General features: G+C 45.2%; 16 protein-coding genes. 8 read left to right on the top strand and 8 right to left on the bottom strand.

From position 1 onward, the window contains the following. The 4 genes from RT717_RS02695 to RT717_RS02680 all read right to left on the bottom strand — a co-directional run bounded on the left by RT717_RS02695 (position 1) and on the right by RT717_RS02680 (position 3,647). A complete protein-coding gene (locus RT717_RS02695) occupies positions 1–1,923 on the bottom strand; it encodes an ATP-binding protein (RefSeq protein WP_317490204.1) in 1,923 nt (640 codons plus the stop codon). Between the two features lie 244 nt (positions 1,924–2,167). Further along, on the bottom strand, positions 2,168–2,428 hold the full coding sequence (locus RT717_RS02690; RefSeq protein ID WP_317490203.1) for a hypothetical protein: 261 nt from the start codon (positions 2,426–2,428) through the stop codon (positions 2,168–2,170). Between the two features lie 280 nt (positions 2,429–2,708). Further along, positions 2,709–3,437, bottom strand: coding sequence for a porin family protein (locus tag RT717_RS02685; RefSeq protein WP_317490202.1), 729 nt, complete (start codon positions 3,435–3,437; stop codon positions 2,709–2,711). Between the two features lie 90 nt (positions 3,438–3,527). Continuing rightward, positions 3,528–3,647 (bottom strand): 30S ribosomal protein THX, encoded by a 120-nt coding sequence (locus RT717_RS02680; RefSeq protein WP_152000514.1) that lies wholly within the window; start codon positions 3,645–3,647, stop codon positions 3,528–3,530. A gap of 203 nt (positions 3,648–3,850) precedes the next feature. Here RT717_RS02680 and RT717_RS02675 point away from each other — a divergent pair, with 203 nt between their 5' ends. Next, entirely contained in the window at positions 3,851–4,444 is a 594-nt protein-coding gene (locus RT717_RS02675) for a PepSY domain-containing protein (protein WP_317490201.1), read from the top strand. Positions 4,445–4,494: 50 nt separating this feature from the next. Next, positions 4,495–4,971 (top strand): hypothetical protein, encoded by a 477-nt coding sequence (locus tag RT717_RS02670; protein WP_317490200.1) that lies wholly within the window; start codon positions 4,495–4,497, stop codon positions 4,969–4,971. Here RT717_RS02670 and RT717_RS02665 read toward each other — a convergent pair. Further along, on the bottom strand, positions 4,957–5,508 hold the full coding sequence (locus tag RT717_RS02665) for a GNAT family N-acetyltransferase (RefSeq protein WP_317490199.1): 552 nt from the start codon (positions 5,506–5,508) through the stop codon (positions 4,957–4,959). The two genes, RT717_RS02670 and RT717_RS02665, sit on opposite strands and share 15 nt — an antisense overlap. An 84-nt stretch (positions 5,509–5,592) precedes the next feature. Here RT717_RS02665 and RT717_RS02660 point away from each other — a divergent pair, with 84 nt between their 5' ends. The 6 genes from RT717_RS02660 to RT717_RS02630 all read left to right on the top strand — a co-directional run bounded on the left by RT717_RS02660 (position 5,593) and on the right by RT717_RS02630 (position 8,860). Continuing rightward, positions 5,593–5,760 carry a hypothetical protein gene (locus RT717_RS02660; RefSeq protein ID WP_317490198.1) on the top strand — a complete coding sequence of 56 codons (168 nt, stop codon included), beginning with the start codon at positions 5,593–5,595 and terminating at the stop codon, positions 5,758–5,760. Between the two features lie 27 nt (positions 5,761–5,787). Next, complete coding sequence (locus tag RT717_RS02655) at positions 5,788–6,021, top strand: hypothetical protein (RefSeq protein WP_317490197.1); 234 nt, start codon at positions 5,788–5,790, stop codon at positions 6,019–6,021. A gap of 229 nt (positions 6,022–6,250) precedes the next feature. Further along, positions 6,251–6,907, top strand: a complete 657-nt coding sequence (gene fsa / locus RT717_RS02645; RefSeq protein WP_152000509.1) for a fructose-6-phosphate aldolase — start codon at positions 6,251–6,253, stop codon at positions 6,905–6,907. A gap of 45 nt (positions 6,908–6,952) precedes the next feature. After that, positions 6,953–7,156 carry a fructose-6-phosphate aldolase gene (locus RT717_RS02640; RefSeq protein WP_152000535.1) on the top strand — a complete coding sequence of 68 codons (204 nt, stop codon included), beginning with the start codon at positions 6,953–6,955 and terminating at the stop codon, positions 7,154–7,156. A 2-nt stretch (positions 7,157–7,158) separates the two neighbouring features. Beyond that, positions 7,159–7,872 carry a cell division ATP-binding protein FtsE gene (locus RT717_RS02635; RefSeq protein WP_317490196.1) on the top strand — a complete coding sequence of 238 codons (714 nt, stop codon included), beginning with the start codon at positions 7,159–7,161 and terminating at the stop codon, positions 7,870–7,872. Positions 7,873–7,960: 88 nt separating this feature from the next. After that, positions 7,961–8,860, top strand: a complete 900-nt coding sequence (locus RT717_RS02630) for an SPL family radical SAM protein (RefSeq protein ID WP_317490195.1) — start codon at positions 7,961–7,963, stop codon at positions 8,858–8,860. Here the strand turns inward: RT717_RS02630 and RT717_RS02625 are convergent. From RT717_RS02625 to RT717_RS02615, 3 genes are read right to left on the bottom strand one after another with little or no spacing between them, the layout of a single operon-like run. Beyond that, positions 8,848–9,966, bottom strand: coding sequence for a sensor histidine kinase (locus tag RT717_RS02625; protein ID WP_317490194.1), 1,119 nt, complete (start codon positions 9,964–9,966; stop codon positions 8,848–8,850). The genes RT717_RS02630 and RT717_RS02625 overlap by 13 nt on opposite strands. Further along, a complete protein-coding gene (locus tag RT717_RS02620) occupies positions 9,963–10,415 on the bottom strand; it encodes a response regulator (RefSeq protein ID WP_317490193.1) in 453 nt (150 codons plus the stop codon). Before RT717_RS02620 ends, RT717_RS02625 begins: the two co-directional genes overlap by 4 nt. Beyond that, positions 10,405–12,144 (bottom strand): CHASE3 domain-containing protein, encoded by a 1,740-nt coding sequence (locus tag RT717_RS02615; RefSeq protein WP_317490192.1) that lies wholly within the window; start codon positions 12,142–12,144, stop codon positions 10,405–10,407. The genes RT717_RS02620 and RT717_RS02615 overlap by 11 nt, the downstream gene beginning before the upstream one ends. Positions 12,145–12,215 lie beyond the last annotated feature (71 nt).

The following is a 12,215-nucleotide window of genomic DNA, read 5'->3' as shown; positions in this document are numbered from 1 at the left end:
TTATTTGTTTGAATTGGAAGTTACTTTTTCAAATGACACAAAAAATTCGGCGCCATTTCCTTCTGTGCTTTCACACCACACCTCTCCGTTCATGGCTTCAGTGAATTTTTTCACCAGCGACAACCCAAGCCCGATGCTTTCCTCACCTCCCGTTGGCTGAGCACTTAGTCTCTGGTATTTTCCGAAAACCCTTTTCATATCTTCGTCACTCAACCCAGGCCCTTCGTCCTTCACCGAAGTGACAACCCTGTCAGCCTCAAACCGGAGAATCAACTTGATCTCTTTTCCTTCTGGAGAGTACTTCAGCGCATTGGAAAGCAGGTTCTCTATTATATTCCGGTAGATATTTTTATCAACCCTGGCGCAAGCTGGGTTTCCCACCAGTTCAGTAGTCAGTTTTAACTTTTTCTTGTCGGCATATAACCGGTAATTCTTCTTCTCCTCCTCAATAATTTCGCACAGGTCGACATTTTCAATATCCATATTGAAAGTCGAGTTTTCTATCGCTTCCGCATCAAGAATCTCGCTCACCATGAATTTCATTCTCGTAGTAGCCCGTTCCATAATGCTCAGATAGGAAACCATATCGTCGGAAAATGATTCCTTTTCGTAGTGCATAAGGTTAACCACCGACATGACCTGGTTGATCGGTGCTCTCAAATCGTGCGCTACCATGCCAATGATTTCATTTTTTTCTTCATTGATAATTTTCAGCTGTCGGTTCTTTTCTTCCAGTCTTTCGGTCTGGCGTTTGATTTCCTCCTGCTGAGCAATCAACTTGTTGTTTACCCTTTGCTTTGAAATGTAGTTTCGATAAAACACCAGTGCCAAAATGATCAGCAGTATAACCGCCGTAATCAGCCATTTGAGCTGAACGGACTGTGTTTCAAGTTCTGCTTCTTTCAATAGAATTTCACTGTCCTTCTTCTCTGATTCAAACAAAAACTGTAGTTCCGATATTTTGCGAACGGACCTAACGTCAAGCAGTGAGTCCTGAAACTTGGAATACAGCATATGGCTCTCAAGTGCCTTGTCATACCTGCCCACCCGTTGGTACACCTCCGCCAGGCTGTAGTAGGCTTCCATAAGCTCCTCAGTTAGCCTGATTCTGCCGCTTACCGTGGCTGCCAGCTTCGAGTAAAACAAAGCAGTTTCCAGGTCGTCTTTTGCAGCATAAGCCCGGCCCAGTTTATTGAGGTTGTCTGCCACCTCCAGCTGATTATTCATTGACTCTGCCAGCCTCAGGGCACGATTGTAGTACGATATGGCCTGGTCGTAGTCTGCCAGGTAGAGATACACATCGCCCAGGTTATTATAGCCATCGGTTACGCCGTATCCATTGTTTATTTTCAGATCAATTTCGAGTGCCTCATTGTACCGAAGAATAGCCGCATCGTAGTCTTTTTGATCTCTGAAAACGTCGCCAAAATTGTTGATATTCTCCGAGACTAGTGCTGAATCTCCTATTTCGTTGGCCAAAGCAAAGGACAAATCATAGTTTCTGCTTGCTTCCTTGTAGTTCTTTTGCCTTCTGAAAACATCGCCGATGCTATTATAACATTCCGCTACGCTTTTTTTGTCCTTCTCAGATTCATGAAGTTGAAGCGACTCGTAAAAAGTCCTGTAGGCAAGCTCAAGCTGGCCTCTGTTCTGGTAATAGTTACCCTGTAGAAATAAAGCCCTCGCAACGCCTGCAGTGTAGTCGTACTGTCGGGAAACTTCCAGTGATTCGGTGATTAATGCCTGAGCGGAATCAGGCTCCGTTCTAAGGAAAACGCCGGCAAGATGGTTAATGCTGTCGACAAGCGAGACGTGATCGTGAGATGGTTTCGCCGGTTCCTGGTAAAAATGTCTCCCGAACAAGGGGGGCACCGACCCGCTCATTAAGAACAGTAGTATAAAAAGTATCTTCCTTCCTTTCATTGAACCATGGGTGCGCCTAAAATCGCTGACGGAACAAAAATAGCAATTATGATCCAGCACGGAGCAGAACTGTGATTAAAGGTTTGTGAAATCTTGGGATGGGAAGTGAAGAAAAAGCTGTTTCAAAGGTAGTTACCCGACCAACCTGATTGAAAGAAAGGCGCACTCTCAATATATCGACATTTGGTCTACTACCAAATTCGCAACTGCCTATTGAAACAGCTCTGTTGTAGTACCAAAAAAATTACTTCGTTTTCAGTGCCTTTTCAAGCTCGTCAATCATTTTCTTAGTAACGGCTTTGGGTTTGTCTTTTTTATATTTCACAAGTGCCTTCAAAGCCTTTGCTCCTATCTCATACAATCCAGACGAGTTTTGGTCATTCCTGAAACTTCCAAGTACCCAGTCCAACTCCGCTTGAATTTTCTCTTCAATCCCAAGTTGTGCGAGCTTCTCACGTGCCTCAACGCAAGCCATCTCAATTTTCTCATTAGCTGAAGTAGCCATAATTTGTAATGCTTAATGGAGTAATAATATCTTTAATAATTATGCACAAAATTAATCACTTCGTTAGATGAAATGCAAAGAAATGCGAGCAATATTAACAATGACTTAATTAAACAAACGATTTCGGCGGCATTTGTCAGGCGATTCGTCATTTCCCGGCGTCGCCACTCTTCGACACATTGCTTCGAAACAAGCACGTAACAGAAAAGAGAACAGCACTATTTGCACACTTGCAAGTGTGCTTGAATCAAACAGAATAAATTGGAAAAAAGCGAAGATATTATTTCCCTCGAGCTTCTGGTTTTTTGCCCATGGGAATCATGTAGGCCAAAGACACAAAGCCTACCAGGTGCTTGGAGCCGTCGGGGATAGTAGAAATGAGCCTGTTTGAAAAAATCATATCGCTGATGGTGACCTCAAGGCCTCCCTCCAGTTGTAGCAGCCCGAAGCTGAAAAGTCTATTGAGCCCTCCCGATGCTCTGAGCCCATAGCCAATGGTTCGATCAACATTCGGGTCAAACCGATAAAACTCTTCACCATCTTTTACTACGCCCTGCAGTTCGTCCTTCTGATTGAGGAATATCTCCAGATAGGGACCCATGTTCACAAAAAATTGAGTCTTTTGCTTTCCGAGATAGGCATTCATCAGCAAGGGGATCTCCAAATAATTCATTTTGGTGGTGTAAAAACCAGAGTCGAGGAGTTGTTTGTAGCCCTTCTCGATGTAGTTCACTTCCATTTGAATGCCCGCATGTTCCGCCAGAAAGAGTTTTCCTACGGCACCATATTGTTTACCGTAAACAAAACTAGTTTGCATAATCACAGGCCTGAACGTGTCGCTGAAAAGCACTTCACTGAAATGCGCACCTCCACGCAAGCCAAAATAGCCCCATGCGCCTCCTTTACTGCTGCCGGTGGGCGCTGTAGCCGTTTCATCAATTTCCTGGCCCGATACAGAAACCCCGGACAGGCAAGCCGCAATGAAGATCAAAATCCGAAAAAACCTCATTTGGATTCCTTTTAAATTAAAATGTCTCAAAGGCAAGATTTATTGTCTTTCCCATGAGACATTCATACGTACCAAAAACCTGTAAAGAGTTTATGACTCCTTTGGGCTCTGGATTTTGGTTTTCTCATTCTTCTCTTTAGCTGGCCTGGAATTGCCGTGAGAAGCAATTGTAATTTTTCCTTTTCTCGTCTTTTTATCTCCTCTTCCCATTGTAATTATGTTTTGCGGTGCAAATTTAAGTTGAAGTGCAATATTAGCAAATTTTAGTGGTTCCTTCACGACGAATGTACCATTGCCCTCTACCATTACCGGTTTCCGGCCATGAACCCGCAACTTCCTTTCACAATTTCCATAGCCGGAAGGGAATAAATTCCTGTATCGGATAGTTTCGCAGAAACAGCAAGGAAATTAAAATGAGCAACTCCGAAGCCAACGCATCCCGCAAGGCGCAAGCAAAAGTGTTGAGAGTTTTCCGAAAGGTGCATCGCCTAACTGGCGCATTCCTCTTCGTATTCTTCTTCTTTGTTTCCATATCAGGCCTGCTGCTCGGGTGGAAAAAACATTCGGGCGACTTGATCCTGGCCAAAACCCGAACCGGGCAGTCAGAGAACCAGCAGGAATGGAAACCAATGAGTGAAATAATGACAATTGCCCAAACATACCTTCACGACTCCATAGACGCCTCGCTTTCCCCTACAATTGACAGGCTTGACATCCGGCCCGACAAGGGGATAGTGAAAATCTTGTTTACTGATCATTATCAAAGCCTTCAGATCGACTGCACCACGGGGGAGGTGCTGCATACCGAAACCAGATTATCAGATTTGATCGAGCACATCCACGACGGTTCTATTGTCGACGATGCTTTTGGATGGCAGAAAGGCCTTTTTAAGCTTTCATACACCACAGTCATTGGCCTGGCTCTCCTAGTGTTTACAATCACCGGTTTTTGGCTCTGGTATGGGCCGAAAGCCATGAGAAAGCAAACAAATAAGGTGCACGCATAGTTAGCAAAATATCGAGCAGATGATTAAATTTTCCATCAAAAAAGAGAAGGATGGCTAAAGCAAATGCGGCCCTGATTCAGGCGATTCGTCGGACGGCCGAAAAACTAAAAAAGGGCAACGACTATATGTGGGGCCATATGGGAAGCTGCAACTGCGGCAATCTGGCCCAGGAAATCACTCAGCTGACCAGGGCCGATATCCATGCCTATGCGATGAGAGGCCATGGCGACTGGTCGGATCAAATCAACGACTTCTGTCCCACCAGCGGCATGCCAATGGACTTGCTCATTAGCGAAATGCTGAGTGCAGGACTTGACAGGGAAGATCTTGTGCATCTGGAAAGGCTTTCTGACCAGGAAGTGCTTGGCAAGCTTCCCCTGACGGATCGGAACCTCCGCCACAACCACAGAGACGATGTGGTGAAGTACCTGTCAACATGGGCATCAGCTTTGGAGGATGAACTACTCGACAAAGTGAATATTTCCGATGCTACTCAGCCCTCGCTGCAAAAGCTACCTCTTCTTTAAAGGATAGTGAAAAAAGAAACAGTCTTTGCTCTTGAATTTTTGATTGGGAAAAATCGCCCAGTCGGCAATTCGCCCTTCAAATTGAAGCCCAGCCTTTTCCAGCACCCGCTTCGAGGCGGTGTTGTCCACGTCGCAGCACGCCCACAAGCGATACACCCAAACCTGGGCGGCAAACCAGGGCAGCATTTCGTTCAGCACCTCCACAATAAAGCCCTTGCCCCAAAAAGCCGGCCCAAGAATATAGCCAAAGGACACTCTGCCTTTTTCATTGATAAAACCAATTGAGCCAACAGGGATGCCACTCAGGTCGAAAATCAGGTAAGTGAAGTCAGTGCCTGCATTCCAAGCTTGTAGGGCGTAGTCCACAAAAGGCAGCGTATCTTTTTCTACGGACTTGTGAGTAGGCCACGATATGTATCTGGTCGATTTTTTAACCGATGCATAAGTATCGAACACGTGGGGCGTGTCAGTGGGCACAATCTTTCTTATTTTAAGTCTTTCTGTCTCAAACTGTTCCTTCACTTTAGGTGTGGTCATTGTTACCAATATTTCACTTAAGATTAAAAAATAATTTCGATAGTTGTAAACCACCAACCATACCTTGCTTCCAAACAACAGGATATGGAAGCAGAAAGAGAACTCGACGATTTATACTTTGACCTGTGGGACAACACATACGAAAAGACGGTGGTTGTAACCAGCGAAGACACAGACGATGATGACGACGACACATTTTACGATGTGTCGGTTAGCAGAGAGAGCAGTTACAGAAGAATAGACGATCTGTAGTTTCCATTTCATACCTTTACCCCAGGTATGAAAGACATCATTCATCAATATTATAAAAAGGAGCTAGAGGGCTTCAAAATACTGGTTCAGGTCAACCCGGAGAGCTTTAGGGGCACAGAACTAATTGTCCATGCCAATGGGCAGATAGAAAAAACCAAAAGGGTATTCGACAAAGATATTTTCGAAGACCTGGCGGCGGATGAATTCAAAGAAGGAAGCCCTCTCGAATTTAATCTGTACCTCAAAGGCCTGGTGGAATAAGGCAATCCGATCAAAGTTTGCTTTCTATTTGATTTTACCATTAATAATTCCATAACTTTGCAGCGGCAAATCGGTACGACCAGCTCCTGCTGAATCCCCCAGGTCCGGAAGGAAGCAAGGGTAAGCGGTTGTAGCGGTGCGATATTCGGTTTGCCATTTTTTATTTCCCTCCTTACAATTTAGCAGAGATTAACTAGCTTTGTAAGCATTCTTAAAACCCCCTCATACTATGCAATTTTTCATCGATACAGCGAACCTTAGCGAGATTAAAGAAGCCAACGACCTGGGCGTGTTGGATGGTGTAACCACCAACCCAAGCCTGATGGCCAAAGAAGGCATTACAGGCAAAGAAAATATTCTGGCTCATTACAAAGCCATTTGCAAGATTGTGGATGACAACGTAAGTGCCGAAGTTATCTCTACCGACTTCGAAGGCATGATGAAGGAAGGAAAAGAGCTTGCCAAAATTGATGATAAAATTGTTGTAAAAGTGCCGATGATCCGTGACGGCGTGAAAGCCATCAAAGCTTTCTCTGCTGAGGGCATCAGAACCAACTGCACATTGGTATTTAGCTCAGGCCAGGCTATTCTGGCGGCGAAGGCTGGAGCCAGCTATGTGTCTCCTTTCATCGGAAGACTCGATGACATCTCTCATGACGGGCTTGACCTGATTGAGCAAATGGTGCAGATTTACACCAACTATGCTTTTGAAACGCAGATCCTGGCTGCATCGGTTCGCCACACCATGCACCTGATCAAATGTGCTGAAATAGGCGCCGACGTGGTTACCTGCCCGCTGAATGTTATAACAGCGCTGCTGAAGCACCCGTTGACTGACAGCGGTCTGGAGAAATTTCTGGCCGACTACAAAAAAGGCAACTCCTAACAAATGAGTGTCTCAGCAGTTGTATCTTCATCTACCATTGAAGATATGTATATTATCAAAGTGAAAGGCAAGGCCAAAATTCCAGACTACATCCAGCTGAGGGATGATAATTTTGTGCTTATTGCCTATTTCAGGGCTGACAGGCCTTTGAAAAATATTGAAAAGTACGGATTGGAGGGGAAGGAAGAAGCACTTCAAAAATTGATCACTGAGCTGCCTTTTGGCAAGCTCCAAAAGCTAAGCCTCTGAAAATGTCATTTAGTTCTGAACCCGTTGTTGCGATAAGTAATGCTACTGTGTTTCAGGAAAACAGCACGGTGCTAAATGACATTACGTTTGAGATTGAAAAAGGCGAGTTTGTTTACCTGATTGGAAGAACAGGAAGCGGAAAGTCATCTTTGCTTAAAACCCTCTACGCCGACCTTGCTTTAAGACTTGGCGACGCCACAGTGGCAAGTCACTCAATCCGAAACATCAAAAGCTCAAAAGTACCCTACCTTCGCAGGAAAATAGGCATCGTATTTCAGGACTTTCAGCTTTTCAGCGACAGAACCGTCTCCGAAAACCTCAACTTCGTGATGAAGGCCACCGGGTGGACTGACCGGTCCAAAATGAAGGCCCGTGAGTCGGAAGTGCTGATGAAAGTAGGGCTAGGCTCAGTTGGCAACAAAATGCCTCATCAGCTTTCGGGTGGCGAACAGCAGCGGGTAGTAATTGCCCGGGCGCTGATCAATGAGCCTGCTATACTGCTGGCCGACGAGCCTACGGGTAACCTTGACCCGGACGTTTCTGATGGCATTTTCAAACTCTTTCTGGAAATCAACAACAGCGGTACGGCCATTCTGATGGCGACTCACAACCACGCCTTTCTGAAAAAATATCCGGGCCGGGTGCTTAAATGTGAGGCCGGGCGCTTGCTCGATTCCAAAAAAGACAGCTTCAGCCTCTCCACAGAAGACTTCTAGACAAGCCTGAATTGCTTACTTTTAGTAGTTAGTTTTCTGCTTCCAAATAGTTGGGGACAGAAGAAGTAATCTATGTATCCCAAGGCTCATGCCACAGCTTATCCAGGCAAAAACCATCCTCAACAAAACCAAAAGGCGTGACCCCTGGTTTCTGGACGACTACACTGTCAATCCCTACAGCGGCTGCTCTTTCAACTGCCTTTACTGCTATATCAGAGGTAGTAAATACGGTACGCATATGGAGGAAAAGCTGGCCGTAAAGGAAAATGCACCGGCACTGCTTGACAAGGCCCTGGCGCTGCGGGCCCGAAAAGGACAGTACGGCTACATAGTGCTTTCCTCTGCAACCGACCCTTATTTACAAGCAGAAAAGACCTTTAAATTGACCAGAAGCCTGCTTGAAGTAATCTTAAAGTACAGGTTCCCCCTGCACATGATCACCAAGTCGGATCTTATCTCCAGAGATTTTGATTTGCTGGAGGAAATAAAAAGCAAGGCCATTTTGCCTGATGACCTCAAAGACAAAGCTCCCTCGGGCTTGCTGATTACCTTTTCATTCTCGACAGTTGATGACCAGCTTGCTCATGTTTTTGAGCCTGGCGCAACACCACCGTCGAAAAGGCTCGTCACTCTCAGCGACTGCCTGACCCGGCAGTTTCATGCGGGAGTGAGCCTGATGCCGCTACTACCCCATCTGTCCGATACCGGCGAACACCTTCATGAAATGATGACTGCCTTTCAAAGGGCGGGTGCCCGGTACGTGATGCCAGCCAGCCTGACGCTGTTTGGCCATAATACTGCTGATAGCAAGGTACTTGTGATGAATGCCATTGCACAGCACTTTCCACATCTCACTGAAAAGTATTTGCGCTTCTTTGAGCACCGAAATGAAATGCCGAAGTACTACACGGAAGCACTTGATAAAAAAATGAAAGAATTGGCAGCAATGTATGACCTGCCTGACCGGATTATTCCTCAACCTGCATGATTCGGGATTTGTATGGTGAGCTTAGTGCCTTTATCAGGCTCAGAACTCAAAATTATGCTACCCTTCAGCCTATCTACAGTTTCCTTAACGATATACAATCCAAGCCCGGCACCCGACTCAGATGTTTTGAAAAACATATTGAAGACCTGATTCCGGTATTCGGGGTCAATGCCCACTCCATTGTCCTCGACCGAAAAAATCGCCTTTTCTTCATCAACTACAGCCGATATTTTTATAAAGCGAGGATCATCTGTTAGCTTTTTCGAAAACCTTATAGCATTGGATATGAGGTTATCAAAGATAAAAGTGAGTCTCAGCGCATCAGAATGAAAGGGAATATCTTGTTTGATGTCCTTCTGAATGTCAATTGAGTCAAACCTCTCCAGGTACCTGAAATTGAATATACTTTCAGTAACAATCTCATCAAGATCGACCGCCACATACTCGAGGGTCTTGCGGGTGTTTTGTGAATAATCAAGTATACCTCGTACAGTATTATCAAGCTTCACGACGCTTTGTTCCATCAGGCTCAGGTACTTTTCGACCTCATTTTGAGACACTCCGTTTAGCTTCGATAGCTGAATAAGCCCTAGTACCGAAGTAAGTGGTGCCCTGAGGTTGTGCGACACCCTATAGACAAAGCTATCCAGCTCTCCATTGATTTTCTTCAGTTGTCGATTCTGTTTTTTCAGGTTGTCCTCGGCTTCCTTACGTTTTCTTTCTCCTTCCTTTTGATTAATGGCACTGTAAATAGCCGAAGAAAGGCGTGCCAGGTTACTTTTAAGTATGTAGTCGTCGGCACCCTGCTTAAGGCAAAGCACGGCAAACTCTTCCGACACTGTGCCAGTCACAAGTATAAAGGGTATATCACCCAGCTTTTCTCTGCAAATTTTGAGTGCCTCAGTAGAATCAAATTGAGGAAGCAGGTGGTCGGAGAGCACCAACTCCGGTTTGAAGACACTCAGCTGAGTCACATAATCATCCCTGTTGTCCACAACAACGTCTTCAAATACAACGCCTTGCCTCTTAAGATTGATCTTTAAGAGATCAGCATCCTCTTCGAAATCCTCCAGGATTAATATTCGCAAAGAACTGGGTTTGCTCATTGGTCAGTTTGGTTCGGGTTGCCCGGATAGTAGTTTGTTCTCAGCCAGAAATCGCCAACGCACAGCATCTCCTGTTTGAATCTCTCAAACTGCACGTGTTTCCTTACGAAACCATTTACCCCGAGGGAGTAAGACTCCCGTACTACGTTATCATCTCCACAGGATGACATGATCACGATAGGGATATGTTTTTTTAGTTCGTCTTGTTTTATCTTTCGTAAAACTTCCAGCCCACCCACCTTCGGCATGTCCAGGTCCAGCAACATGAGAACGGGGAGCCTTCTGAATGAAGTTGAAAAGAAATAATCCAGCGCTGCCGCTCCATCAGAGAAATGCACAACGCTCTTGATCAACTTTTCCGATTTGAGCACTCTGGTAGTGAGTTCTGCATCTTCCTCACTGTCGTCTACAATTACTAAATAGGGCTCTCCCTCTGTTTCAGCTATCATCTTTTGTATTTTTGGTAGGTATACTAAAGTAAAATGTTGCGCCTTTGCCCGGGCTAGATTCTGCCCATATATTCCCTCCGTGCCTGGAAACGATCCGATGACTCAAGGCCAGGCCCACTCCTGTGCCATCGTATTCCTTCGCACTATGCAGCCGCTGGAAAACACCAAATAGTTTATCATAGTAGGCCATGTCAAACCCCACGCCGTTGTCCTTTATGAAGTACACCTGCCGGCGTGATTCGGAATAACAGCCAAAGGTTAGCTCAGTTCTGTAAACTTTGGAAGAGTATTTGATCGCATTTGAGATAAGGTTGTACCAAACCTGCCGTATCGTTTTTTTATCCCCCCAGGCATCAAGCGCTATTTCATTTTTCAAGAAAATCCTGGGGTCATCGTTCCTTACCTCCATTTCTTCCAGCACACTTTGCACCAAGAAGTTCATGCTAAAAGTTGATTTTACCAACTCCTTCCGGCCGAGGCGTGAAAAGTCCAGCAAATCGTCGATGAGCCGGGCCATCCGGACAGCATTTCGCATTACAATGCTGATCAGTCTTTTACCCTCGTCGTCAAGTTTATCATTGTACTCTTCTGCAATAATCTTCGTATAACTGTCAATTGACCGCAACGGTGCACGTAAGTCGTGCGAAACCGAGTAACTAAATGCTTCCAGCTCGGCATTCAAAAAATGAGCCTTTTCTTCTGCCTGTTTTCTGGCAGTGATATCGAAGATAGAAGCACGATCCTTGATAAATTTTCCATTTCCGTCAACTACAGCCGTTGCATTCAATATAGCTGGGAAAGAAGTACCGTTACTTCTAACAAGCTCGAATTCAACAGCATCCGCCCTCCCGCCTTCTTTGAACAGTTGGAAATTCGATCTGAAAACCTCCCGCTCTTCCTCCTTCAGAAAATCTGAGAAATTCTTCTTGTATACTACCTCATCCTTGTTGTACCCCAGCCAGCGTAACAAAGTATTGTTTATTTCAATAAAATTACCCCTGTCGTCAAGAGAATGATAGCCACAAGGTGCGTTGTCGTACAAATCCCTTATCTCTTCGGAGCGCTGTCGTAGCGCATTTTCAGCAGCCTGACGCTCCTTCATCCGGCCTCGAAAAATATATAGTGTAATGATAATGATCACCAGAATAATCAACCCAAAGGCCACATACAATTGGTAGAACTGGCGATTGGAAGCGTTAGCAAGACTTACCCGCCTGCCTAGCAGGTCTCGTTCACGGCTCTTCATACCCTCCGACACCCGCCTGATGGCATCGGTAAGCCGCTTTCCTGTCAGCGAATTTCTATTCGGCGGAGCTGGAAGCTGGCCAATACCCACACTTTCCATGGTTCCCAATGCAATCTTTTGCGCTATTAGCTGTCCCAGAGTATCCAAACTTCCAAGCTGAGCAGCATTATCGGCTACCAACTTTTTCAGGCTATCCAGGTGTACGGCAATATCCCTGCTCCTTTGCTTGTACGTATCCTCAAAGGATTTTTCTCCATAAAGCAGGAAGCCACGTCGACTCGACTCAATTTCAAGAAGATTTGAATAAATCCCTTCAATTTGAAAAAGCACTTCTTGTGTGTGCGACACTTCAAAGGTGATGGAGCGAAATTGTGACATATTCCGGTAGGAAAAGAACATCGTAACAACCAGAAGCAAAAGTGCCGTCACAAAGCCCCCAATAATACGTTTGTCAACTTCCGATAGCATCTTTCTTCTCTTCAAAGCGGCAGAATAAAACCGGTGTTTTAGCCAATTCCACTGTTATTCTGCCTTAACTATTAACCTTTCGTAAA

The organism is Imperialibacter roseus, assembly GCF_032999765.1.
GTDB classification, from domain to species: Bacteria; Bacteroidota; Bacteroidia; order Cytophagales; family Cyclobacteriaceae; genus Imperialibacter; species Imperialibacter roseus.
The sequence above is the reverse complement of the archived record's forward strand: the minus strand, read 5'-3'. Positions and strand labels throughout refer to the sequence as shown.